The organism is Marinactinospora thermotolerans DSM 45154 (assembly GCF_900167435.1).
GTDB classification, from domain to species: Bacteria; Actinomycetota; Actinomycetes; order Streptosporangiales; family Streptosporangiaceae; genus Marinactinospora; species Marinactinospora thermotolerans.
This window is the reverse complement of the sequence record NZ_FUWS01000004.1, coordinates 433,960-456,960: the sequence shown is the minus strand read 5'-3', so window position 1 is coordinate 456,960 and position 23,001 is coordinate 433,960. Positions and strand designations below refer to the sequence as shown.

Annotated in this window: 22 protein-coding genes and 1 pseudogene; 10 read left to right on the top strand and 13 right to left on the bottom strand. The window is 73.0% G+C overall.

The annotated features are described in order from the left end of the window. From B5D66_RS09935 to B5D66_RS09915, 5 genes and pseudogenes are all read right to left on the bottom strand, one after another. Positions 1-291: pseudogene (locus B5D66_RS09935) on the bottom strand (hypothetical protein); the annotation flags it as partial. Further along, complete coding sequence (locus tag B5D66_RS09930; RefSeq protein ID WP_078761346.1) at positions 288-1,010, bottom strand: HAD family hydrolase; 723 nt, start codon at positions 1,008-1,010, stop codon at positions 288-290. The pseudogene B5D66_RS09935 and the gene B5D66_RS09930, both read right to left, overlap by 4 nt. Before the next feature lie 96 nt (positions 1,011-1,106). Further along, the gene (locus tag B5D66_RS09925) at positions 1,107-2,054 is read right to left on the bottom strand and encodes a VWA domain-containing protein (protein ID WP_078761345.1); all 948 of its coding nucleotides are present in this window, start codon (positions 2,052-2,054) and stop codon (positions 1,107-1,109) included. 42 nt (positions 2,055-2,096) lie between these two features. Then, positions 2,097-3,065 carry a DUF58 domain-containing protein gene (locus tag B5D66_RS09920; RefSeq protein ID WP_394330046.1) on the bottom strand — a complete coding sequence of 323 codons (969 nt, stop codon included), beginning with the start codon at positions 3,063-3,065 and terminating at the stop codon, positions 2,097-2,099. Next, on the bottom strand, positions 3,062-4,108 hold the full coding sequence (locus tag B5D66_RS09915; protein WP_078761344.1) for an AAA family ATPase: 1,047 nt from the start codon (positions 4,106-4,108) through the stop codon (positions 3,062-3,064). Before B5D66_RS09915 ends, B5D66_RS09920 begins: the two co-directional genes overlap by 4 nt. Positions 4,109-4,257: 149 nt before the next feature. On the opposite strand from B5D66_RS09915, the gene B5D66_RS09910 reads away from it, so the two are divergent. Beyond that, the gene (locus B5D66_RS09910) at positions 4,258-5,058 is read left to right on the top strand and encodes a hypothetical protein (RefSeq protein ID WP_235000897.1); all 801 of its coding nucleotides are present in this window, start codon (positions 4,258-4,260) and stop codon (positions 5,056-5,058) included. An 89-nt stretch (positions 5,059-5,147) separates the two neighbouring features. Further along, positions 5,148-5,504: a hypothetical protein gene (locus B5D66_RS09905; RefSeq protein ID WP_078761343.1), complete on the top strand. Its 357-nt coding sequence runs from the start codon at positions 5,148-5,150 to the stop codon at positions 5,502-5,504. A gap of 447 nt (positions 5,505-5,951) precedes the next feature. Here the strand turns inward: B5D66_RS09905 and B5D66_RS09900 are convergent, their stop codons facing one another. Next, complete coding sequence (locus B5D66_RS09900) at positions 5,952-6,143, bottom strand: hypothetical protein (protein ID WP_200813589.1); 192 nt, start codon at positions 6,141-6,143, stop codon at positions 5,952-5,954. A 319-nt stretch (positions 6,144-6,462) separates the two neighbouring features. After that, entirely contained in the window at positions 6,463-7,146 is a 684-nt protein-coding gene (locus B5D66_RS09895) for a DsbA family oxidoreductase (RefSeq protein ID WP_078761341.1), read from the bottom strand. Between the two features lie 163 nt (positions 7,147-7,309). On the opposite strand from B5D66_RS09895, the gene B5D66_RS09890 reads away from it, so the two are divergent. Further along, entirely contained in the window at positions 7,310-7,597 is a 288-nt protein-coding gene (locus tag B5D66_RS09890; RefSeq protein ID WP_078761340.1) for a 4a-hydroxytetrahydrobiopterin dehydratase, read from the top strand. Positions 7,598-7,610: 13 nt separating this feature from the next. Here the strand turns inward: B5D66_RS09890 and B5D66_RS09885 are convergent, their stop codons facing one another. Beyond that, positions 7,611-9,215, bottom strand: coding sequence for an AMP-binding protein (locus tag B5D66_RS09885; RefSeq protein ID WP_078761339.1), 1,605 nt, complete (start codon positions 9,213-9,215; stop codon positions 7,611-7,613). A gap of 175 nt (positions 9,216-9,390) precedes the next feature. Between B5D66_RS09885 and B5D66_RS09880 the strand changes: the two genes are divergently transcribed. Next, entirely contained in the window at positions 9,391-10,401 is a 1,011-nt protein-coding gene (locus B5D66_RS09880; RefSeq protein WP_078761338.1) for an acyltransferase domain-containing protein, read from the top strand. A gap of 270 nt (positions 10,402-10,671) precedes the next feature. Here B5D66_RS09880 and B5D66_RS09875 read toward each other — a convergent pair whose 3' ends face one another. Then, the gene (locus B5D66_RS09875) at positions 10,672-11,082 is read right to left on the bottom strand and encodes an SMI1/KNR4 family protein (protein ID WP_078761337.1); all 411 of its coding nucleotides are present in this window, start codon (positions 11,080-11,082) and stop codon (positions 10,672-10,674) included. A gap of 665 nt (positions 11,083-11,747) precedes the next feature. Next, positions 11,748-13,127: an FAD-binding oxidoreductase gene (locus B5D66_RS09870; RefSeq protein ID WP_200813588.1), complete on the bottom strand. Its 1,380-nt coding sequence runs from the start codon at positions 13,125-13,127 to the stop codon at positions 11,748-11,750. A 189-nt stretch (positions 13,128-13,316) separates the two neighbouring features. On the opposite strand from B5D66_RS09870, the gene B5D66_RS09865 reads away from it, so the two are divergent. After that, positions 13,317-14,468 carry an MFS transporter gene (locus tag B5D66_RS09865; protein ID WP_159457248.1) on the top strand — a complete coding sequence of 384 codons (1,152 nt, stop codon included), beginning with the start codon at positions 13,317-13,319 and terminating at the stop codon, positions 14,466-14,468. Positions 14,469-14,570: 102 nt separating this feature from the next. Here B5D66_RS09865 and B5D66_RS09860 read toward each other — a convergent pair whose 3' ends face one another. Further along, positions 14,571-15,398, bottom strand: coding sequence for an arginase family protein (locus B5D66_RS09860; protein WP_078761336.1), 828 nt, complete (start codon positions 15,396-15,398; stop codon positions 14,571-14,573). Positions 15,399-15,563: 165 nt separating this feature from the next. Beyond that, positions 15,564-16,124, bottom strand: a complete 561-nt coding sequence (locus tag B5D66_RS09855) for a hypothetical protein (RefSeq protein WP_078761335.1) — start codon at positions 16,122-16,124, stop codon at positions 15,564-15,566. 744 nt (positions 16,125-16,868) lie between these two features. On the opposite strand from B5D66_RS09855, the gene B5D66_RS09850 reads away from it, so the two are divergent. The 5 genes from B5D66_RS09850 to B5D66_RS09830 all read left to right on the top strand — a co-directional run bounded on the left by B5D66_RS09850 (position 16,869) and on the right by B5D66_RS09830 (position 21,797). Further along, positions 16,869-18,191: a DUF418 domain-containing protein gene (locus B5D66_RS09850; RefSeq protein ID WP_235000896.1), complete on the top strand. Its 1,323-nt coding sequence runs from the start codon at positions 16,869-16,871 to the stop codon at positions 18,189-18,191. 107 nt (positions 18,192-18,298) lie between these two features. Then, on the top strand, positions 18,299-19,321 hold the full coding sequence (locus B5D66_RS09845; protein WP_235000895.1) for a tyrosine-type recombinase/integrase: 1,023 nt from the start codon (positions 18,299-18,301) through the stop codon (positions 19,319-19,321). Between the two features lie 176 nt (positions 19,322-19,497). After that, entirely contained in the window at positions 19,498-20,298 is an 801-nt protein-coding gene (locus tag B5D66_RS09840) for an exodeoxyribonuclease III (RefSeq protein WP_235000894.1), read from the top strand. A 55-nt stretch (positions 20,299-20,353) separates the two neighbouring features. After that, complete coding sequence (locus tag B5D66_RS09835; protein ID WP_078761332.1) at positions 20,354-21,106, top strand: alpha/beta fold hydrolase; 753 nt, start codon at positions 20,354-20,356, stop codon at positions 21,104-21,106. Positions 21,107-21,140: 34 nt separating this feature from the next. After that, a complete protein-coding gene (locus B5D66_RS09830) occupies positions 21,141-21,797 on the top strand; it encodes an HAD-IA family hydrolase (RefSeq protein WP_078761392.1) in 657 nt (218 codons plus the stop codon). 140 nt (positions 21,798-21,937) lie between these two features. Here the strand turns inward: B5D66_RS09830 and B5D66_RS09825 are convergent, their stop codons facing one another. Continuing rightward, complete coding sequence (locus tag B5D66_RS09825; RefSeq protein WP_078761331.1) at positions 21,938-22,891, bottom strand: MBL fold metallo-hydrolase; 954 nt, start codon at positions 22,889-22,891, stop codon at positions 21,938-21,940. Between the last annotated feature and the right edge of the window lie 110 nt (positions 22,892-23,001).

The window sequence follows — 23,001 nt, the reverse complement described above, 5'->3', positions numbered from 1 at the left end:
GGGGGGAGCGGGGGCGGTGTAGTAGAGGCGGTCGATGTGGAGGTGGAGGGGGCCGGGCAGGTGGTGGAGTTCGGTGCGCAGGTCGTGGGGGGTGAGGGGGGTGGTGGGGGGAAGGCCGGCGGCGGTGCGGGCGATGTCGGCGGGGTCGGCGCCGAAGGGGACGCGGGCGCCGGGGAGGGCGGGGGCGCCGTTGGCGTGGGTGATGGCGGTGGTGTGGTGGGGGGTGGTGGCGATGAGGTGGGCGGTGACCCGGCGCAGGGGGCGCGCCGGGTCGTGGGCGGGGGGGTTCACAGCAGCCCCGTGGAGGCGGAGACGGCGGGGCCGAGGAGGCGGGGCAGGTCGTCGAGGGTGGTGATGGTGGTGATGTCGGCTTGGCCGGGGTGGAGGCGGTGGCGGTCCAGGAGGATGGGGCGGATGCCGGCGGCCAGGGCGCCGATGGCGTCGGCTTTGAGCTGGTCGCCGATGTGCCAGCAGCGGTCGGGGGTGACGCCGAGGTGGTGGCAGGCGGTGTGGAAGATGCGGGGGTCGGGTTTGCCGGCTCCGGCGGTGTCGGCGCAGACGATGATCTTGAAGTAGTGGGTGATGTCGAGGGCGGCGAGTTTGTCGCGTTGCATGGCTTCGGGGCCGTTGGTGATGACGCCGAGGGTGATGCCGGCGGCGGTGAGGCGGTTGAGGGTGGGCACGACGTCGGGGAAGGCGCGCCAGGCGGCTCGGTGGGAGTCGAGGTAGCTGTGGTAGAGGTCGTCGCTGTGCTCGTCGGAGATCCAGGGGTGGCCGGCGTGGGTGGCCAGGGCGCGGATGCGTTCTCGGCGTTGTTGGGTGAGGGAGATGCGGCCGGCGACGTAGGCGCTGAAGGAGATGTGGGTCTGGATGTCCCAGAGGCGGCGGGCGGCGTTGTAGTCGGGGTGGCCGAGGCGGTCCATGAGGGTGCGCAGGCCGGCGCTGCTGGCGGCGTGGTCGTCCAGGAGGGTGTCGTCGAGGTCGAAGAAGAGGGTGGTGGGGGCCGGCATGAGCGTTCTCCGTTGCGTGGTTGTCGGGGCAAACGGCACCACGTTAGCGGGCAAAGAGGCTATACCGGGCATCATTGGGGGAGGGAGCGGGCGAGGTCAGGGCAGGCGCTGGAACCACAGCAGGGACGCCACCGCGGTGGCCGCCGCCAGGGCCAGGGCCACGCCGACGAAGAGGGTCACGACCTCCTCGTGGATGGTCTCGGTGCCCAGCGAGGACCCGATGTCGTCGTAGACGTCCTCCAGCTCGGCCTCGGACTCGGCCTCATAGAAGTGGCCCTGGGTGCCTTCGGCGAGATCCTCCAGGGCGGCCTTGTCGATGTTGGCCTCGACGTATTGCCCGTTGATCTCGATGATCGAGGCGCCGGTGCCGAAAGCGATGGTGGAGACGGGCACCTGGGCGTCGGCGGCGGCGTCCACGGCGGAGCTGACCGGGCGTCCGCTGGTGTTCTCCCCGTCCGACAGCAGCACGATGGCGGCCGGCGGCGGATCCTGGGCGGCCTCCTCGTCGAAGGAGGAGATGGACTGCAACGACGTGAAAACCCCCTCGCCGATGGCGGTGCCCGGGGAGATCTGCAAGGTCGCGATGGAATCGGCGACGGCCTGGTGGTCGTGGGTGGGCGAGGAGATGACGGCGGCGGTGGAGGAGAAGGCGACCAGGCCCACGTTGAACCGGTCGGGCAGGGCCTCCACGAAACGCTGCGCGGACTCCTTGGCGGCGGTGAGACGGTCGGGGTCGACGTCGCTGGCGGCCATGGAGGGGGAGACGTCGATGGCGACGATGATGGTGGCGCGTTCCCGGGGCACCTCGACGGGCATGGCCGGGCGGGCGAACCCCAGTACCAGGACGGTCAACGTGGCCAGGAACAGGGCGGCGGTGACGTGGCGGCGCCACCCCGGCCGGGCGGGGGCGACCTGGTCGAGCAGGGCGAGGTTGGTGAAGCGCAGCGCGTAGTGGGTGCGGCGTCTTTGCAGCAGCAGGTAGGCGGCGACGAGCGCGAGGACGGCCAGGAGCAGCCAGAGCCGGCCGGCGGATAGGAACGTCACGCGCTTCTCCTTCTGCGGTGAGGTGGGCGGACGGCCCGGGTCTCAGCGGGGTGTGGCGGGGGTGTGGGGGGGGGGGGGGTGGGCGGTGCGGCGCTGTTCGATGACGAAGCGGGCGATGTCGCGGACCCAGTCGCGATCGGTGCGCAGGGTGAGGTGGGGAACACCGCAGCGCAGCAGGCCCGAACGCACGGCCTCGCGTTGGGCCGCCGCGGCGTGGGCGTAGCGGCGGCGCACCCGGGCGGACAGGTGGACCTCGCGGGTGCGTCCGGTCTCGGGATCGGCCATGGTGATCAATCCTATGTCGGGCAGGTCCAGTTCCCGCGGATCGATGACCTCCACGGCCAGGGTCTGATGTCGGCTGGCCAGCCGGCGCAGGGGCCGTTCCCACGGGGCGGGGGCGGCGGGGTCGGCGGTGGGGTCGAGGAAGTCGGAGATGATGACGCGCAGGCCGCGGCGGGGCCGGGTGCGGGCCAGGTCGGTGATGGCCTCGGCCAGGTCCGGGCGGGGGGCCGCGCCGGCGTGCGGGGTGGCGGCCACCGCCGACAGCAGGGACAACAAGGCGTTCTTGCCCGAGCGCGCGGGCCAGCGGCGGATGCGGCCGTCGTGCAGGAGGTGGGCGCCGAAGCGGTCGCCGACCCGCTGGGTCAGCACGGTGACGGCGGCCAGCGCGCCGATGGCGACGTCGCGTTTTTGCGCCTGGGCGGTGCCGAAGTCCATGCTGGGCGACAGGTCCAGCAGGGTCCAGCTTTCGAGTTCGCGGTCGGCGACGAGGTCGCGGACGTGGGGGACGGTGGTGCGGGCGGTGACCGACCAGTCCATGTGGCGCACGTCGTCCTCGCCGGGCTGGTAGAGGCGGGCCTCGGCGGGCTCGGAGCCGGGGCCCAGGCGCAGCCCCAGGTGCTCGCCGTGCAGCAGGCCGTCGAGGCGGCGCACCACGCGCAGCTCCAGGCGGCGCAGCGCGGCGTGGCGGCGCGGGTCGATGGGCGCGGCGGGATGGTCCACGGTTCTCACCTGGTGGCGGTGGCGGCATCGGGGCCGGCCGGCTCGTCCCAGATGACGCGGGGCGGGGGCACGGCGGCCAGGATCCGGTCGACGACCTGGTCGGTGGTGATGCCATCGGCGAGCGCGTCGAAGGTGAGGATGAGGCGGTGGGAGATGACATCGCGGGCGAGCAGGCGCACGTCGTCGGGCAGGACGTAGTCGCGGCCACGGATGAGGGCCAGGGCGCGGGCGGCGGCGACCAGGCCCAGGGTGGCGCGCGGGCTGGCGCCGACGTCGATGACGCGGCGCAGTTCGGGCAGGCCGTAGGACTCGGGTTCGCGGGTGGCCATGATGACGCGCACCACGTAGTCGGCGATGAGCTGGTGGACTTGGACGGCCTCGGCGTCGGCCTGCAGTTCCTTGAGGGTGAGGGGGTCCAGGACACGTTGGGGGCGGGGCGGGCGGGTGCTCATGCGCCGCAGGATCTCCATCTCCTCGTGGGCGCGCGGGTGGGGGACGACGACCTTCATGAGGAACCGGTCGCGTTGGGCCTCGGGCAGCGGGTAGACGCCTTCGGACTCGACGGGGTTTTGGGTGGCGATGACGATGAAGGGGTCGGGCAGCGGGTGGGTGGTGCCGCCCAGGGAGACCTGTCGTTCGGCCATGACCTCCAGCAGGGAGGACTGGACCTTGGCGGGGGCCCGGTTGATCTCGTCGGCGAGGACGAAGTTGGCGAAGACGGGGCCCAGCTCGACGTCGAACTGTTCGGTGGAGGGGTGGTAGATGCGGGTGCCGACGATGTCGGAGGGGACGAGGTCGGGGGTGAACTGGATGCGGGTGAAGGTGCCGCCGGTGACGGTGGCCAGGGTGGACACGGCCAGGGTCTTGGCGACGCCGGGGACGCCTTCGAGCAGGCAGTGGCCTTGGGCGATGAGCGCGATGAGGGTGCGTTCGACCATGTGGTCTTGACCGACGATGACCGTGGAGACCTCGTGCAGGGCGGCGCGCAGCAGGCGGGTGGCGTCACCGGGCGGCGGGGATGCGGGCGAGCGGGGCGTGGCGGGCTCGGGCATGGGCGTTCTCCTGGCTGGGCGCTCCCCGGTGCCGGCGGCGGCCGGGTACGTTGGTGGTCACGCAACGGCGAGACTACCCGCTGTGGACGCGGCCGGACGGGTGGCTGGGGTGGGTGTGCCGCGCGGGTTGCACGGGAGGTGGCCTCGGGGTGGCTGATGGGGTGCGGGACGTGGCCGCTTTGCGTGACGCCGATCCGCGACAGTTGGGCGCGTTCCGGCTGCAAGGGCGGCTGGCCGACAGTCCGGTGGGCGTGGTCTACCTGGCGCGTGACCGGCGCGGCCGGGCGGTGAGCGTGGCGATGCTGAGCCGGGGGGCGGCGGCCGATGCGGCGGCGCGCGACCGGTTCGTCGCGGCGGTGACCAAGGGGGCCGGCGTGGCGAGCCCGCCGCGGGTGGTGGCCGCGGCCACCTCATCGTTGTCGGCTCCGTGGGTGGCGGTGCCCTATGCGGAGGGCGGGCGCGGCGCGGAGGTGTTCTTGGAGCCGGTCGGCGCGGGGGGAGCCTCGGCCGGCGGGGTGAGGTTGGCGCCGTATTGGGCGGGCGAGGGCGGTGGGGGCGCGCCGCGGTGGGGCCGGCTTCCCGGCCGCGCGGGTTCGGGGGTGGTGCACGCCGAACCGGACCGGCGGGTGGTGGCGGGCCTGGTGGTGCTGCTGCTGTTGTTCCTGGTGCTGTTGGTGTTGTTGTACCTCTACCTGTCGGCCCTGGGCGGCCGGGAGCCGGGCCGGGAGCAGACGCCCCAAGGGGGAGGCACGGAGTCGGCCGAGCCGTCGCCGTCGCCGAGCTCCTCCCCGGGGGACAGCGGCGAGCCCTCCCCGGGCCGGCCCCAGGAGGAGGGGACGCAGGAGCCGCGGGTCTCGCCGGGGCCTTCCGAGGTGCCGTCGGTGCCGTTGGACGACGAGGACGTCGAGGGGATGCCGGTGGAGCCGACCGATCCGCAGGACCTCGCCTAAGGGACGCCCCGCAACCGGGGGCCGCTGTGCCCGGGGGAGAGCCCGATACCCGCGAGACTCCGCTCCGGCCACTATGGCAGCCCGCTGACATGCCATGGGAGCTGCGGGAACACGAAGGTCGTCACTACGCCGTCCTCTTCCACTACGCCTCGCCCGAGGACGCCTGGGCCGTGGAGCTGAGCGAGACCGTGCCGGCGCCGGCCACGGGGGCCGAGGAGCCCGCGGTGGCCCACGTGCCCGGCCCGGCCTTCCTGGTCGCGCTTGTCGCGGACGAGGACCCGGATCTGGAGCCGGCCGTCCGCGTCCACAGCCCGGCCGAGCGCGTCGTCCCCTACGAGATCATGCGCTGGTTCATGGAACAGGTGGCCGACCAGGTCGAACGCTGCCGCATCGCGTTGGAGCGGGAAGAAGGGGCTGGGGCGGCGGGAGGACCGCGCGGTGACTGATCACGGCGTCGGAGACCTCCTGGGCGGCCCTGGTCAGCGGACCGGGCTCACGGCGGTGTCGCGACGCGAGGGCGCGGCCCCGGTTCACCGGGCCGGTCAGGGAACGTGGCTGTTCGCGGACCGGGGGTGCTGGTTGCCGCGTACGGGCGGACGGTCCTGACGCCACGGCGGCGCGCCGCGTTCTCCGGGGTCTCGAATTCACGGCCCGCCGCGTCGCCGCGGCCCCAGACGAACCCCAGGTGCCCTCCGCCTTCCGGGCGAACCGCTGCGGGACACCCCGCAGCGGCCCCTGCCTTTCCGGGAGATCACGCCAGCAGACCCCGGTCCGCGGCTACCACGGCACACCGTCGACCACCTGCCGCCGTGGACGGTCACGCCCGTCCACGTGGGGCGGCAAGGGCCCTACGCGCCCCCATGCCGCGCCCCTCACCCCGGCCCGTCCCAAGATCAACCATCCGCGTGCTCCTCGCCGGAGCCGGACGCGGGGCCCGTCACGAACCGGCTCAGGCGGTACTGGGACGGATACTCCAGGCGGCCACAGAGCGTGTCGATCCGGATCAGCGAGGCGTCCCATCCCGCCTCCTGAAGACGCCGCACGTGGGCGCGCAGTTGCGCGCCGTCCCCGGTCTCCAGGACCACTTCCCACCGTCCGGCCTCCGGGACGCCGCGAGCGGCAAGCCGCCGACTCGCGGCCTCCTGCCGCCGCCTTCTCTTCCTCTGCCCTGGCATCTCCCCAGGATCACCGGCCGGCGCCACAACGGCAAGGCGAACGGAGCGCGCCTCGCTCCCACCCGGTGATCACCTGTCGGACAGGGCCTAGGAGGCAAGGACGGGCCTGTGGGCGCTTGCCGGGGCGGAGTCTTTCGAGCGCGGCGCCGTGTCGCGGCGCGGGAAGCAGCCCCTGGCCACGGACGCTTAAGGCCCCGCCCCGGCGCGGCTGGCCGGGGCGGGGCGCCGATCAGCCGCCGGAGGGCACGGCGCAGGTGCCATCGGCGCAGCCGGCCTCGGGGGTGTGGCCGTGCTCGCCGCCGATCTGCTCCAGCGCCTGCAGGAACGTCTCAACGGGCTGGGCGCCCTGCAAAGCGTGGGTGGAGGCGAAGACGAAGGTGGGGACCGCGCGCACCCCGATGCGGCGGGCCTGGTCGATGTCCTCGGTCACCTCGGCCAGGCCCGCACCGCCGGCCAGGTAGGCCTCGGCGCGCTCGCGGTCCATGCCGGCCTCGCCGGCCAGCGCGGCCAGGGCGGCGTGGTCGGCGACGTTGACGCCGTCGGTGAAGTAGGCGCGCAACAGGGCCTCCTTGAGGCGGGCCTGGGTGGGGCGGCCGTAGTCGGTGAGCGCGTGGTGCAGCAACCGGTGGGCGGTGAGGGTGTTGACCGCCTGGGCGCGCTCCATACGAAAGTCGATGCCCTCGGCCGCGCCCAGGGAGGTGAGGCGCTCGTTCATCTGCGTGGCGGCCTCACCGAAGCGTTCCCGCAGGTAGTCGCTGAGCGGGCGGGGGCGCAGGGGCGCGGTGGGGTCGAGCTGGAAAGGCCGGTAGGTGACCTCGGCCTGGTGGCCCCAGGTCTGCAGGGCGCGGTGCAGACGGCGGGTGCCGACATAGCACCACGGGCAGGCGATGTCGGAGTAGACGTCGATCTTCACAGGGGTCCTTTCACAATGGGCATGGTGGGCTGCGATCGGGGACAACATGCGGGAGGGCGAGGCTGTTCCTGGGTGGGAGGAAGTGGCCGGGGCCGGGTATCACGGTGGACATGGAGGGACCCGGGCGGCGGCCCGGGCGAGGTGAGATTGAGGAGTGGTCGTCATGGCGGTCATGGACGACGCCGAGATCACCGCGGCCCTGGCGGGCCTGGACGGGTGGGAGCGGGTGGGCGATGAGATCCGCCGCACCGTGCACGCCCCCGACTTCCCCGGCGGGATCGAGTGGGTCAACGCGGTGGCCCACGCCGCCCAGGAGGCGGGCCACCATCCCGACATCGACATCCGCTACAACCAGGTGACCTTCGCGTTGACGACGCACGCGGTGGGGGCGATCACCGAACGCGACATCGACCTGGCGGCGCGCATCGACCGCATCGTCGCGCAGCGGTGAGGCCCCCGCGAGCCTAGGCCCGCAACCGCAGCCGTTGGATCTTGCCGCTGGGGGTCTTGGGCAGGGCGTCGACGAAGATGATGCGGTGGGGGCGGGCGTGGGCGGCGAACCGGGTCTCGACGGTGTCTTGGAGGCGGGCGGCCAACTCGTCGCTGGGGGAGAACCCGTCGTTGAGGACGACGCGGGCGGCGATGATCCGCCCGCGCAGCTCGTCGGGTTCGCCGTGCACGGCGACCTCGGCGACGGCCGGATGGTGCAACAGCGCCGATTCGACGTCGTAGGGGCCCACCCGGTAGCCGGAGGTGAGGATGACGTCGTCGTCGCGGGAGAACAGCGACAGCCCCGCGGCCTGGTCACGGGTGCCGGTGTCGCCGGTGAGGTACCAGCGCCCATCAGGGCTGAACCTGCGCGAGCTGGGGAGGGGGCCCTCGTGGTAGCCGGTGAACCACATGGCGGGGCTGGTGTCCACGCGCACGGCCAGGCGGCCGAAGGCGCCGGGGGCGGCCTCGCTGTCGGACAAGGGGTCCAAGACGCGCACGTCGAACCCCGGTAGCGCGGTCATGGCCGGGCCGGCCCCGGCCAGGTCGGGGTGGTTGTGCACGCCGGCGCACATGCCGATCTCGGTCTGGCCGTAGTGGTCGTGGACGGCGACCCCGAAAGTGTCGTGGGCCCAGGCGGTGATCTCGGGGGTGAGGGGTTCGCCGGTGCTGGACAGGTGCCGCACGACGATGCCGGGCGGCAGGGTCTTCACGGTGGAACGCAGCGCCCGGTAGACGGTGGGGGCCGCGGTGAAGTTGGTGACGGCGAAGGTCTCCAAGACCTCCAGGGTCAGCTCGGGGTCGAACCCGGCGCGCAGGTGCAGGCTGCGCTGCCCGGTGAGCAGGGGCGAGACCAGCCCGTAGTAGAGGCCATAGGCCCAGCCGGGGTCGGTGGCGTTCCAGTAGACGTCGTCGGGGCGGGCGTCCAGACCGTAGTGGTGGTAGGCGTGGAAGGCGGCCAGGGCGCGCACGGGCACGTCGACGCTGGTGGGCGGGCCGGCGCTGCCGGAGGTGTGGATCTGGATGAAAGGGGCGTGGCCGCCGGTGGCGGCCGGGGCGAGCAGGCCGGTGTGGCCGTGGGAGAGCTCGGCGGTGGTGGTGTCGCCGGGGCGCAGCGGGGCGGGCCCGGTGGTGACGACCCGCCAGGGGGCGGCGGCGGGGATGTCCTCACCCGGGTCGAGCTTGGGACGCTGGTCGTCGTCGGCGATGACGACGGTGGCGGCCGAGCCGCGTAGGCGCAGCGCGATCGCGGAGGGGGCGAAGCCGGTGAACAGGGGGACCATGACCGCGCCCAGCCGCCAGATGGCCAGGGCGGCGACGGCCAGGTCGTGGCCTTTGCCCACGAGGGTGGCGACGCGGTCGCCGGGGCCCACCCCCAGGCCGGCCAGCCCCTGGGCCAGGGCGCTGGAGCGGTGGGCCAGTTCGCCGTAGGTGAGGTCGCGGCCGACCAGGTCGGGGCCGATCTCGGTGAGCGCGACGCTGTCGCCGTCGTGGCGGTCGCACAGCAGGTGGGCCACTGACGCTTCGGCGGTGTCGTAGGCGGCGAGCCATTGGGCTACCCGCCGCGCCGGATCGGCCATCGGTGTCCGTCCCCTTTTCTTAAGGCGTGAGGCGAATCGGTGTAGCCCATACAGACTATGCCCCGCGTGTGAGCGGCCCCTCACCGGTGAGGGCCTGGGCTCACACCGTGGACGCGGCGCAACGCGGCGGATCAAGACGTGGCGCCGCCGCGGCGCACAGGCCAGGATGAGGCCCATGGACGCCGAAACGATCGCGATGCGCCTGGGACTGGGCGCCGATGTGACCCCGTGGCTCAAGGAGATCGCCGAACTGCCCGACACCGGCCTGCGCCTGCCCGCACCGCAGGACGCGGCCGAGGCGTTGCAGCCCTTCGCGCCCCTGCCCCAAGACGCCGCCGAGCTGGCCGCGCTGTGGCCTGACGACTCCTGGCCGCGGGAGGCGCTGTGGCTGGTGGAGCGCATGTACGCGCGCATCGTCGCCGACGTCGACAACGACCCGTGGATGTGGCGGGACTGGCCGCGCCTGGACCACGTCGACGACGCGAGGGTGCGCTGCGCGCCGGTGTTCGCCTTCGCCGCGGCCGTGCCCCTGCTGCGCGCCCGCCACGCCCGCCACGGGGTGCCCGCCGAGGTCACCGCGGCGACGCTGGCCGACATGGGCCGCCACCTCGCCCAGACCCGGACGATGCTGGGCCGCTGCGGGTTGGAGACGTCCACGTGGATGGCGTTGCACTACCGCGGCGGCCTGTATGAGCTGGGCCGGTTGCAGTACGAGCCGGGTCGGCTCGGCCCGATCGGGGCCGTCACCTGGTACGGGCCCGGCCAGGACGAGGACCTCGCCCCCGAGCTGCGCCCGGGGCAGCCGACGCTGCGCCTGCACATCCCCCAAGACGGCCCCTTGGACCCCGCGGCGGTGCAGGACTCGCTGCGCCGGGCCCGGCCCTTCTTCGCCGAGCACTTCGACACCGACGTCGCGGTGGCCACCTGCACCTCTTGGCTGCTGGACCCCACCTTGGCCCGCTACCTGCCCGCCGACTCCAACATTCTCGCCTTCCAACGCCTTTTCACCCTCATCGACGATGACGGCGCCGATGGTGACGGTGACGTGTTCCGGTTCGTCTTCCGCCACCCCCGCGTGGACCTCGACGCGGTGCCCCAGCGCACCCGCCTGGAACGCGCGGTGGTCGCCCACCTGCGCGGCGGCGGCCACTGGCGGGTGCGCACCGGCTGGTTGCGCCTGCCCTGACCGGCTGCGGCCCGGCGGGTGCGCGCCGGGCCACAGGCGCGGCCGGCCGAAAAGCAGGACGGGGGAGCCCCCGCAGCGGGGCTCGTCCAGGTCACGACGCTCCCCCTGAACCCCGTTGTGGTCCTCCTCGACCCGCGAGAGCCCGTCGCAGGCCGGCCGCATCAGCGCGGCGACGTCGTCGTTGCGCTCGAAGCCGCCCCCTCACCGGGCCGCCACTCACACGCCCTGCACGCGCCGTCCGCGCCCACGCTGCCGGCGTGCGGCAAGCCGTTACCCGCCGCCGTCGTCTGTCCGGTCGGCAGGCAGCGCCGGAGCGGCGCGGGGACCTGGGGGAGGGGCGCCTGCACCCACGCCTGGTAGGGCGTCGGGAAACCAGCCCACCTGCTCGACGGGCAGCAGCGCGACCCGTCCGATCCCGGTGAAGCCGTTGGTGGCCCATAGGAAGTCGCGGTAGGAGGGCGACAGGCGACCCCCTGACCGTTCCTCGACGGCCGCGATCTCCTCCTCGCTCGCGGGGGCGCCGCCCAGCCACCCCGACGCGCGCTGGGCCTCGCTCGGCACGAGGTGGGCCACCCCGGTGCGCTCAAGGTTCCGCAAAGCGGTGGAGGTCCAGTACCGGGAGCTGTAGTCCCGGAGGAACGCGCGCCACCGGGGAACGGTCAACGGGGAGAGCGCCGCCACGCCGGACTCCTGGAGCGGGGCGACCAATGGTCACGGAAGGCTTCACCCGGGCGCGCGGCCGCTCTGCACCGCCTCGGCCGCGCGCCCCCGCACTCGTGCACCCGTCGGCGACAACCGCGTGTTGCCGCCGCTAAGGGCCGCCGCCCCTGCTCCCTGGGCGCCGGGGGCGGCGGTCTGGTACGGCCGGGGGCCGCGAAGCAAGACGGAGGAGTCCGGGGCGAGAAAGAGGGGAGCACGGAATTGGGCGGTAGAGCCGTGACCTGGGCGCGGTTTGCCAACGAAGCCGTTGTAGCGTGTTCGGTCCCCTGCAGCAGGAGCACCTCTCGACCAGATCGCCCGCTAGGGCCGCTTCCCCGGCGAGCTGTCGGTCACCGGCCGGGAACCGTGCTTCCACCCGCCTCCACACGCCCGCGGCGAACGCACCCCCGCCACTCGATCGGGAGGCGGTGCAGCGGGGCGCCAAGCGCATGCTCGGCGTCTTCCAGACCGCCCCCGGCGGGGCCGCCGAAGAACCGGCCACGCGCGCGGCGGCGCCGGCGCGGGGATGGCCCTTCCCTCGGCGGCCCGCCCGTGCGGACAGGACGGACTCCGATACGGCCAACGCCCCAGGAGAGCTGCCCGACCGGCGCCGTGCTCCCCGCCGCGCGGGGCGGCGGAGGGAGGGCTCAGCCGAACACCTTGCCCGGGTTGAAGATGCCCAACGGGTCCAGCGCCGACTTGACCGCCTGGTGCATCTCCAGCACCCGCGGCCCCAGCTCCGCCGCCGCCCCGCGCTTCTTCAGCACCCCCACGCCGTGCTCCCCGGTGACCGTGCCGCCCAACGCGATCGCCTCGTCCACGATCACCTCGAACGCCTCCTGGGCCCGCGCCTTGGCCGCCTCGTCCCCGGCCGGGACGATGAACAGTGGATGCAGGTTGCCGTCACCGGCGTGGGCGATGTTGCCGATACGGGTGTCGAAACGGCGGCCGGCCGCCTCGATGCGCTCCAGCATCTGTGGCACCTGCGCCCGGGGCACGCACACATCCTCGGTCAACAGCGGCCCCAGCCGCTCCAACGCGGGGTAGGCCAGCCTGCGCGCCGCGAACAGCGCCTCGGCCTCCTGGGAGTCGGTCGAACGTGTCGCGAACGTCGCCCCCGCCCCCTCGAAGCACGCCAGGATCTGCTGGGCCTCGGCGATTCCCGCCTCGCCCGGCGCGTCGCTGCGCCCCAGCAGCAGCCCCGCGCCCTCGGCCGCCAGCCCCATGTTCTTCCACTCGTCCACCGCGCGCAGGCAGAACTCGTCGATCAGCTCCAACGCCGAGGGCACCACGCCGGCCGCCGCCACCGCGGCCACCGCCGCACCGGCCTGGGCCAGGGTGTCGAAGTAGCCCACCACCGTGTGCTGGGGGCCCTGGCGCAACGGGCGCAGTCGCAGCGTCACCTCGGTGACCAGGCCGAGCGTTCCCTCGGCCCCCACCATCAGCCCGCACAGGTCATAGCCGGTCACCCCCTTGGCGGTGCGCCGGCCCAGCCGCACCACGTCACCGGAGCCCACCACCGCCTCCAGGCCCAGCACGTAGTCGCGGGTCACCCCGTACTTGACGCAGCACAGTCCTCCGGCGTTGGTGGAGACGTTGCCCCCGATCGTCGACCACGGGGAGCTGGCCGGGTCCGGCGGGTACCACAGGCCCTTCTCGGCCGCCGCCGCGCGCAGGTCGTCGTTGACCACCCCGGGCTGTACCGTCGCGGTCGCCTCGGCGGGGTCGATCTCCACGATCGCGTTCATCCGCTCGAACGACACCACCACCCAGCCCTCGCCGGAGTTGGCCGCCCCCGACAGGCCCGTGCCCGCGCCGCGCCCCACCAGCGGCACGCCCAGCCGCGCGCACACCGCCACCGTCGCGGCGACCTCCTGGGTGGAGCGGGGCCGCACCACCGCGGCCGGCGTGCCGCACGGCGCCCATTCGGCTTCGTCATGGGCGTAGGAGGCCGCCACGTGGGGGTCGCTCACCACCTGGTGCGCGCCCAGTTCCGCCACGAGCGCCGCCACGACGTCCTCAGCCACCACTGCACCTCCGCAAAAGACCGATCCGATGTCCGAACCCTAGAGGGCGGCCCTGCGGGCGGGGGAGTGGAGCCGCCGGTTTGCCAGTCCGCACCGGAAAATGGTAGGACCTTTCCGACGATTCGCTTAGTTAGGCTAACGAACTCCGACGGGGTCGCAACGGCCCACACGAAAGGTCGGCACACCACAGTGGGCTGGTTCGTCCGCGTCATCATCCACGGAACCCTGTTCCACGGGGCGCTGTCCACCCTGCGCCCCGTCATCTCCTACCGCTCCATCGAAGCCGGCCTGGACCCCGCCTGGATCGGCGTCTTCAGCGCGGCACTGTCCCTCGTCCCCCTCTTCGTCGCCATCCCCATCGGCCGATGGGTCGACCTCCACGACGAACGCCCCGCCTACCTGCTCGGCAGCGCCTTCCTCACCGCCTCCGCCCTCGCCCTGGCCTGGGCCCACACCCCCGCCGCCATCATCGCCTGCTCCATCAGCGCCGGCATCGGCCTCATCCTCGCCATGGTCGCCGCCCAGGCCATGGTCGCCAACCGCTCTCCCCGCGACCGCTTCGACTCCCGCTTCGGCCTCTTCGCCCTCGCCGGCTCCGCCGGCCAGCTCCTGGGCCCCCTCCTGCTGTCGGCGCTGGCCGCCACCGAACCCGCCGACCTGACCACCCAGGCCTTCCTGGGAACCGGCATCGCCGCGGCCGCCTCCCTGCTCGCCCTCATCGGCATGCCCGCCGCCCCACCCCACGCCGCCACCACGCCGACCGACGCGCCCGCCCGCCACCGCGCCATCGACGTCCTGCGCGCCCCCGGCGTCACCCCCGCCATCCTCTCCAGCCTCATGGTGCTCGCCGCCATCGACATGATCATCGTCTACCTGCCGGTCCTGGGAGAAGAACGCGGCATCGGCGCCGCCACCGTCAGCCTGCTCCTGGCCACGCGCGCCGGCGCCTCCGTCGTCTCCCGCGCCTTCCTCGGCGTGGCCGTCGCCCGAAAGGGACGCCACAGCGTCCTGGTGACCAGCCTCATCGTCTCGGCGCTCTCCGTCGCCGCGCTCACCCTGCCCCAGCCCACCTGGACACTGGCCATCGCCCTGGCGATCGCCGGCCTGGGACTGGGCATCGGCCAACCCCTCACCATGGCCTGGGTCGCCGACGCCGCGGCCCCCTCCGCCCGCGGCACCGCCATGGCCCTGCGCATGTCGGGCAACCAGCTCGGCCAGACCACCCTGCCCCTGCTCGCCGGAGCGCTCGCCGGCGGTCTCGGCGTCTCCGCGATCTTCGTGGCCTTCGGCGGGGGACTGGCCGCCGTCGCCGCGGGCCTGCGCCGCCCACGCCCCACCTGACCCCTCGGGACACGCCCGGTCACCGCCCGCCCCGACGGCCCGCCCCAAAAGCCACGGCGCGGGCGAAGCGCCCCGCTCAGCACAGCCCGCTCGCGTCAGGGATCACGCCTGCGGCGACAGACCCAGCGCCTCCAACAGGGCGCGCGGCCCCGCCGCGTCATGCTCGATCACCGGCACGTACTCGCACACCCCCACCCCCACCACCTCATGGTGGGACGCGATCGCGGCCAGCGCCTCGGCCACCGTCCCCACCAACGGCCCCTGCGGCACCGGGCAGGCCACCGCCGGAAAGTCCACGGGATCACACAGATCCACATCCAGATGGACATAGGCCGGCGACCCCGCCGCCCGCCCCGCCACCACCCGGCCGGGATCGGCGATCAGCTCCACCGTCCCCACCCGCTCCAGCCCCACCGCCCGCGCGAACTCCTCCTCGCCCACGTCGAGGTCGCGGCCCCCCACCAACCTCACCTGCCACGGCGCCACCACGCCGCCACCCCCCAGCAGGCGGGGATGCCCCTCGCCCAGCAGCAGCCGCAACGCCATCCCGTGCGCCAGGCCACTGGGGGAGGAGGCCGCGGTGTTGAGATCGGCGTGCGCGTCCAGCCAGTACACCGCCATCCCCGGATGGCGCGCCGCCAGGTGCCCGGCGACCGGAAGATCGGAGAGACAGTCGCCGCCCAGCGTCAACGCCCGCGCGGGATCGCGCCGGGCCAGGTGCTCGCGCAACCGCCGCAACGTCGCCTCCAGCACTTCCAGGTTGCGGACCCCCTCGACCATCTCGCGCGGCCCGTCGGAGACCGACACGTGCAGCCGGCTACCGTCGGGAGGCACCAGCCGGGCCAGCGCGGCGGCCCCCGCGGCCACCCGCACATCGTCGCCGCCCTGCCACAACGGCACCACCAGGTCAACGTCACGCTGCCACACCATGGGCACACCCTAGGCGCGCCGGCCGCCGGCCACACGCGGGAACGAGACGTCCGGCGCGTCCGGCTATGGCCAGCGCGAGCCTCACCGGGCACCGGCTCCACGGCCCGGCGGGCAGGCACGATACCACCCCGTAGTCACGCAGAGTAAAAGCAATGCAACACAAGGTTATCGAACGGCGAGATCATCAGAGGCGGTGGGGGAGGGGCGCGCCTCGGCCCACCCCAGGGCCAGGACCATCCGCCACCACGCGCTGTCACGTCCGACCGGCGCGACCGTGCCGTACCAGGAGCCGCACAGCAGACGCAGGAAGAAGACGTCGAAGGAGGGACACAACGGCGCGAAGGCGTGCGGCGCGGTGAACCAGACGGCGTCCAGGTCGCCGAACCACCACACGCGCCCGGTGGCGCGTTCCAGGCACAAAGGATTGCCGGCCACCTCGCCGAAACGGAACCAGCGCGCGTCGCCGCCGGGCAGCAGGTCCTCGCCGTCGCCGAACACCCGCATCGACGCCGCCGCGGGGCCCAGCAGCCGCACCGTGCCGGTGTCGGTCACCAGCCCGCCGCACAGGCGCAGGAAGGCGGCGTAGGGGCGCGGGATCGTGGCGGGCGGCGCGGCGGCGGACCCCAGGCCCGGCGCCAGGGCCGCCGGAGTGAACGGCTGGGGCCGTCCCAGGCAGGCCAGGCGGATCAGGCGCAGGGCGGCGGGGATCGAGGACGGCGAAGGCATGGCGGCAACCCTAGGAGAACGTGACGACAGGCCGGCCGGTGTGGCCGTTTCCCCTCTTCCGGAGTTCGCCGATAATGCACATTATGTCAAGTAGAGGGTTCTCGCGCTCCCCGAGCGGAGCGAAAACCCCGACACGGCAAGGGTTCGAGCCGTCTGGAGACGGACGGTGCGCGGCCGGGGCCTCGTGGGTGCGCCGGCCGACGCCGCCGGAGAGCCGGGCGAACGGCCGGGCGGCGATGGGCGCTTTCGCCGGAACGGCCCGTGGCGACGAGGACCTCCCGGCGCCCGGGCCCCGCGGAGATCGGATCGCGGGAGGCAAACGGCTCGCAGGCGCATCGCCTCTGTCGAGATGGGAAGGACCGTGGCGGCGAGGTGGCGCCGGGTCCACCCTCCCCCGGATCGGGGGCGGGTCGCGGCGATTTTTGCTGCATAATTAAATTTATGCAGCAATCGGGTTCTCCTCCCCGGTTGTCGACAGCGGCCCGAGCCCGCCTCCCCGTTTCCCTCCCCGGTACGCGCCCGGACGCGTCCTCCTCGCGCCCCTTCCCTTCCGGCGCGGGCGTCCACGCGGAGGGCTCCCCCGCTTCCTCCTCTCATCCCCCTCCCCTGGCGTGATCACGGGGAACACCCCGTCGCCCGCTGTAGCGATACGCTCACAAAGAGCGAAAGGGATGATCGACCACAAGCGGCCATAAACGACAGATGACCTGCGGACACCCCCCACCACAGGGAATGCTCGTGTGTGTGTCGAACAGTTCCAAACAGTTCTCCGAACACGCCACCGGACACGACCACGACCCCGGCAGGCAGCAGGAGCACGGGGACACCACACGGGCGAACGCGCTGGCCACCCGCGTGCGACGACTCTCCACCGGCGGCACCGGCCGCCTGGCCGGCGTGGACGTCGCGCGCGGACTGGCGGTGCTGGGGATGTTCGTCGTGCACGTCGGCGTGGGGTGGACGCTGGCCGACGGCTCCAACGCCCTGTATCCGATCGCCGCGGGACGCTCCGCTGTGCTGTTCGCCCTGCTGGCCGGGGTCTCCATCGCGCTGTTGTCCGGAGGCGCGCGCCCCAAGACCGGCAAGGACATGGGGGTGGCGCTGTGGCGGGTGGTCATCCGTGGCCTGATCATGCTGCCGTTGGGAACCGCCCTGACCATGATGGGCACACCGGTCTCGGTGATCCTCGCCTACTACGCGGTGTTCTTCGTGCTCGCGGCGCCCCTGATGGACGAACGCTGGCGCATCGTCGCCGGGGTGGCCGCGGTGCTGGGGATCCTCGGCCCCATCCTGTCCTTCCACCTGCGCCGGCTCATCGCCGATGAGGGGCCGCTGGCCGCCCCCGTCCAGACGATCAACTCCTACGATCCCTTCGTGCGTCTCTCGGGCGAGGGGCTCGTCGACTTCCTGCTGACCGGGGCCTATCCGGCGATCACCTGGATGCCGTTCGTGCTGGCGGGCCTGGCGATCGGCCGGCTGGACCTGCGCTCGACGCGCGTGCGCTGGGGGCTGGTGGGTGTGGGCACCGGGCTGGCGGTGCTGGCCTACGGCGTTTCGTGGCTGGCCCTGGACGTGTTCGGCGGGAGGCAGCGGCTGGCCGGCGCCTTCGACCCGACGATGGGCGCCCCCTACGGCACCGAGGGGGTGCGCCAGGCGCTGTACGAGGGGTTCCCCGGTACCGTCCCGCTGTCGGATTGGATGTGGTTGCTGACCGCGGCCCCCCACAGCGGCACGCCGGTGGAGGTCTATGGTTCCGGTGGCGTGGCCATCGCGGTGCTGGGGGCGTGCCTGCTGGCCGCGCCCCACCTGAAGTGGGCGGTCTACCCGTTGGCGTCGGTGGGGGCGCTGGCGTTGACGGTGTATGTGGGGCACATCCTGGTGATCAAGGTGGCCGAGACCGGGGTGTTGGAGGGCACTCCCCTGGCCTTTGTGACCTGGGACCTGTCGGTTTCGGTGCTGCTGGGCTCCCTGGTGTTCGCCACGCTGTGGCGGTCGCTGGTGGGGCGCGGGCCGTTGGAGGGGCCGTTGCACGTGGTGTCGTCCTGGGCGGCGCGGCGGATCCCCTGAGCCGGTGGGCGAGAGGGGGGCGGGGCGCATGCCCCGCCCCCCTCTCGCCGTTCCGTGTCCATGGGGCGGTGGCGTTTTCGGCGCCGTGGGAGGGGATGGTTGAGGGCATGGACGTTGCGGAGGAGGGTCGGGTGTCGTCGATGCGGGTGGTCGAGGCGGTCGAGGAGTTCCTGGTGGCGCGGCGGGCCGGCAAGCCCTCCCCCCACACCGTCGCCGCCTACCGTCGCGACCTGCTGGGGGTGGTGGGGTGCGCGGCGCGGGCGCTGCGGGTGGATCCCGGGGCGGTGGGGGTCGCGGAGCTGTCGGGTGGGGTGATGCGGCAGGCGTTCGCGGAGTTCGCCGCGGAGCGGGCCGCCTCCAGTGTGACGCGGGCCTGGTCGACGTGGAACCAGTTCTTCACCTTCCTGGTGGCCGAGGGGATCGTCGAGGGCAATCCGATGCCGGCGGTGCGCCGTCCCCGCGCGCCGGTGCGCGAGCCCAAGCCGTTGATGGGTGAGGACACCCCCGAGCGGCTGCTGGAGGCGTTGGCGCAGGGGGCGCGTAAGGCGCGGGACCCCTGGCCGCAGCGTGACCTGGCGGTGTTGGCGCTGGCGCTGCTGACGGGGTTGCGCTCGGCGGAGATGTTGGCGTTGCGGTTGGACTCTTTCAGCGGGCGTCCGGGTGAGCGGCGGATCCGGGTGGTGGGCAAGGGCGGGCGGACCCGGTCGCTGCCCATCGAGCCGCCGTTGGAGGCGTTGATCGAGGAGTACCTGCGGACTCGCGCGGAGCGGTTCGGGAAGCGCCCGGCCGGGGCCGACCCGTTGCTGGTGGACAACCGGGGGCAGGCGCTGCGGCGGGGTGGGTTGCAGTATCTGGTGCGCCAGTGCTACCGGCACGCCGGGGTCTATGACCGGGTGGCGCGCGGGACCCTGGTGCACGCGCTGCGGCACACCTTTGCCACGCGGCTGGCCGAGGACGGCGCGTCGGTGACGGAGATCATGCGCCTGTTGGGGCACACCTCGATCACCTCGTCGCAGTCCTACATCGATGTGACGGCGTCGGCGCAGCGCGAGGCGGCGCGGGCGAACCGTACCTATGGGGTGGTGTGCAGGCTCGGTGGTGGTGTGGCCGCGGGTGAGCCTGTGGGGTGAGCGGGGTGCGCCTGGGGCGGGACGGTCCGGTGGCGGGCCGGTGTGTCGTACTGTGATGCCGTCTTGCCGTCGCCGCGTGCCCCCGCTCTCGCCCCGCGCGTCCGCCGGATGGCTGTGGACGTCGTGGTGGGGTCGGGCCGTCGGTGGGGGTGCCGTGTTCGACGAGGGGGGTTTGCGTGATCATCTCGACGGTCAACGTCAATGGGTTGCGGGCGGCCGCGCGCAAGGAGGAGGGGTTCTTGCGGTGGTTGGCCGCGACGGACGCCGATGTGGTGTGCCTGCAGGAGACGCGGGCCGAGCGCGCGCAGCTTCCCGAGGAGGTGATCGCGCCGCCGGGGTGGCATGTGACGTTGGCGCCGGCGCGGGACAAGGGGCGCGCGGGGGTGGCGTTGTACAGCAGGATCCGGCCCGACGCCGTGCGGGTGGGGTTCGGGGTGGAGGAGTTCGCCGACGCGGGCCGCTACGTGGAGGCCGATGTGGCGGGGGTGACGGTGGCCAGCCTGTATCTGCCTTCGGGTGAGGTGGGGACGCCGCGCCAGGAGGAGAAGGAGCGGTTCATGGCGGCGTTCCTGCCCTATCTGGTGGGGTTGCGTGAGCGGGCGGGGGCCGAGGGGCGTGAGGTGGTGGTGTGCGGTGACTGGAACATCGCGCACCGGGAGGCGGACCTGCGCAACTGGAAGGCCAACACGCGCAAGTCGGGGTTTTTGCCGGAGGAGCGCGCCTGGCTGTCGCGGGTCTTCGACGAGGCGGGATACGTCGATGTGGTGCGGTCGTTGTTCCCGGATTCGGAGGGGCCGTACTCATGGTGGTCCTATCGGGGTAAGGCTTTCGACAACGACGCCGGTTGGCGGATCGACTACCACGTCGCGTCGCCGGGGCTGGCGGCGCAGGCGAAGGAGGCTCGGGTCGAGCGGGCCGCGGAGTATGGGCTGCGGTGGTCGGACCACGCGCCGGTGACGGTGCACTACGACGTCTAGGGCGTTGTGGGTGTGAGGGTCGTGCGGTTGGGTTGCGTGTGGGTTGGGAGCGGTTATGCGGGTGCCGATCGTGTTGGTCCACGGGCTTCGGACTTCGGGGAGCATGTGGAGGCCGCAACTGGACGCGCTGCGCGCGCAGGGGCGCACGGTGGTGGCTCCGGACCTTCCCGGGCACGGTCATCGGCGGGGTGAGGAGGGGTTCACCCTGGAGGCGGCGGTGGAGACGGTGCGTGAGGCGATCGACGAGGTCGGTGGTCGGGCGCTGGTCGTGGGGCTGTCGCTGGGCGGGTTCGTGTCGATCGCGACGGCGGCGATCTATCCCGAGCGGGTGGCGGGGTTGGTGGCGGCGAGCTGTTCGGCGCGGCCGGTCAACGCGTTGGCGCACATGTACCGGATTCCCACGGTGCTGTTGGAGCGGCTGCCGGACAAGGGGCTGGCGGTCAATGAGCGGTTCCACCGGTTGATGCTGGACGCGGCGGGCGCCGAGGCGGTGTTGGACGGCGGGTTGGCGATGGAGGCGGCGCGTGGGGTGATCGACGCGATCTCCGACATGGACGTGCTGGGCTTCCTGGGGTCTTATCCGGGGACGGTGTGGTTGATCAACGGGACCCGGGACCATTTCCGTATCCACGAGAAGCTGTTCTTGAACGCGTGTGTGGACGGGCGGTTGTTGGCGGTTCCGCGCGCGGGGCACATGGTGAACCTGGACCAGCCGGAGGTGTTCACCAAGATCGTGGCCGATGCGGCCGATGCGGTGACGGCGCGGATCATCGAGCCGCGTGAGGAGCCGCGGTCGCCGGCGTCGTGAGGCGGGGTGGCGGGGGTGCTTAGACTCGGTGCCCATGATGATCCCGGCCGAGGCCTTGTTGTTCGACATGGACGGAACGCTCATCGATTCGACCCCCGCGGCGGTGCGGTGCTGGCTGAGGTGGGCCGAGGAGTGGGGGGTGAGCCCGCGGCGGTTGGCCGAGGTCCACATGCATGGGCGGCCGGCGGCCGACATCGTGGCGGAGCTGGTGGAGCCGGGGCGGGTGGCCGCCGCGGTGGCGCGTATCGATGAGTTGGAGATCGCCGAGACCGACGGGTTGGTGATGTTGCCGGGGACGGCCGAGCTGTTGGAGTCGTTGCCGCGGGAGCGGTGGGCGGTGGTGACGTCGGCGACGCGGGCGTTGGCGGAGGCGAGGTTGAAGGCGGTGGGGATCGAGGCGCCGCTGGTGGTGACGGCCGATGACATCACCCGGGGCAAGCCGGATCCGGAGCCGTTCGTGGTGGGGGCGCGGTCGCTGGGGGTGGCCGCGTCGCGGTGTGTGGTGTTCGAGGACGCGCCGGTGGGGGTGGCCGCGGGGCGGGCCGCGGGGGCGCGGGTGGTGGCGGTGACGACCACGCACGGGGCGCGGGAGTTGGCGGCCGATGTGGTGGTGGCGGATCTGTCGGCGGTGAGCGTGGTGGAGGCCGACGGGGCGTTGGCGGTGCGGGCCGGGGCGCGGGAGGCCCGGTGAGGTCTGTCGGCCGGTGAGGGCCGGGCCGTGTCGTCTTCGGCTCGGCCCGGGGCCGTGCGGGGTTGCGCTGTGGGGTCGTATACCGGGTGGGTGTGCGGGGTCCGCGGTGGAGGTCGAGGCGTTTTCGGCGCGGGGTGTGGTCATACGGAGGTGTGCAGGGGGCCTCCGTTGTAGACGAGCGTGTCGGCCAGGGCGTGTCGGGTGTCGTAGGGGCTGCGGGTCAGCTCGGTGTAGACGCGGTGCAGGTTGATGACGATGCGTTCGCTGTCGGTCCAGGTGGCGAATTCGGCGAGGTCGCAGTCGAGGGCGGCTTGGAGGGGGGTCAGTCCGCGGCGCACTCCGTTGTGGGCGGTGTGCAGGACGAGGCGGTAGTAGCGTTCGTGGTCGGCGATCACGCGGGGGAGGTCGGCGGCGTCGATGGGGCGGCCGTGGCCGGGGATGACGTGGCGGGCGGGGAAGGTGGACAGCCAGTTCAGGCCGCGTAGTGCCCCGGTGGCCGTGCCCGAGGCGATCATCGGGGTGACCCGGTGGAAGAGCAGGTCACCGGTGAACAGGACGCGCTGGCGGGGAAGCCACACGACGAGGTCGCCGCCGGTGTGGACGGAGGCGCCGGGGTGGTGGAGTTCGACGCGGGTGCGGCCGGCGGTGAGGACCAGTTCGTCGCGGATGGTGCGCGTCGGGGGGCGCAGGGTGAGGTCGCCCCATGAGGGGGCGGGCTGCCAGTAGGGCGAGGGGTGGGCCAGGAAGGTGTCGGCGAGCAGGGAGCGGCGCATGTGTTCGTGGCCGATGATCGTGGTGGTGGCGGGGAGCAGGCTGTTGCCGTAGGTGTGGTCGCCGTGGTGGTGGGTGTTGACGGCGGTGTGGAGGGGGGCGCCGCCGGTGGCGGTGGTGAGCGTGGTGAGGAAGCGTCGGGTGCGTTCCTCGGTGGCGCAGGTGTCGATGACGATGGTGCCGGTGGTGTCGGTGACGGCGCCGGCGTTGTTGATCCACCAGGATCCGTCGGGTTGGATCCAGGCGTGGACGCCGGGGGTGATCTCCTCCAGGCGGGCGGCGTGGGGCGAGGCGTCGTCGGGGGTGGCGGGGGGTGTTGCCATGGGTGCTCTCCGGGGGTTCGTGCGGGGGTGGGGCTGCCTCTCCCCCGTTGTGTCGTCGGGTGTGTAAACGGCTCTGACCTGCTGAGTCGTCGATTCCCCTGGTGGTCGTG

Excerpts from the sequence above, each read along its gene's own strand:
- B5D66_RS09845 (WP_235000895.1), top strand. The coding sequence starts at position 18,299 with ATGGACGTTGCGGAGGAGGGTCGGGTGTCGTCGATGCGGGTGGTCGAG.
- B5D66_RS09855 (WP_078761335.1), bottom strand. The coding sequence starts at position 16,124 with ATGCCTTCGCCGTCCTCGATCCCCGCCGCCCTGCGCCTGATCCGCCTG.
- B5D66_RS09915 (WP_078761344.1), bottom strand. The coding sequence starts at position 4,108 with ATGCCCGAGCCCGCCACGCCCCGCTCGCCCGCATCCCCGCCGCCCGGT.
- B5D66_RS09885 (WP_078761339.1), bottom strand. The coding sequence starts at position 9,215 with ATGGCCGATCCGGCGCGGCGGGTAGCCCAATGGCTCGCCGCCTACGAC.
- B5D66_RS09890 (WP_078761340.1), top strand. The coding sequence starts at position 7,310 with ATGGCGGTCATGGACGACGCCGAGATCACCGCGGCCCTGGCGGGCCTG.
- B5D66_RS09930 (WP_078761346.1), bottom strand. The coding sequence starts at position 1,010 with ATGCCGGCCCCCACCACCCTCTTCTTCGACCTCGACGACACCCTCCTG.
- B5D66_RS09860 (WP_078761336.1), bottom strand. The coding sequence starts at position 15,398 with ATGGTGTGGCAGCGTGACGTTGACCTGGTGGTGCCGTTGTGGCAGGGC.
- B5D66_RS09825 (WP_078761331.1), bottom strand. The coding sequence starts at position 22,891 with ATGGCAACACCCCCCGCCACCCCCGACGACGCCTCGCCCCACGCCGCC.
- B5D66_RS09880 (WP_078761338.1), top strand. The coding sequence starts at position 9,391 with ATGGACGCCGAAACGATCGCGATGCGCCTGGGACTGGGCGCCGATGTG.
- B5D66_RS09835 (WP_078761332.1), top strand. The coding sequence starts at position 20,354 with ATGCGGGTGCCGATCGTGTTGGTCCACGGGCTTCGGACTTCGGGGAGC.
- B5D66_RS09905 (WP_078761343.1), top strand. The coding sequence starts at position 5,148 with ATGCCATGGGAGCTGCGGGAACACGAAGGTCGTCACTACGCCGTCCTC.
- B5D66_RS09830 (WP_078761392.1), top strand. The coding sequence starts at position 21,141 with ATGATGATCCCGGCCGAGGCCTTGTTGTTCGACATGGACGGAACGCTC.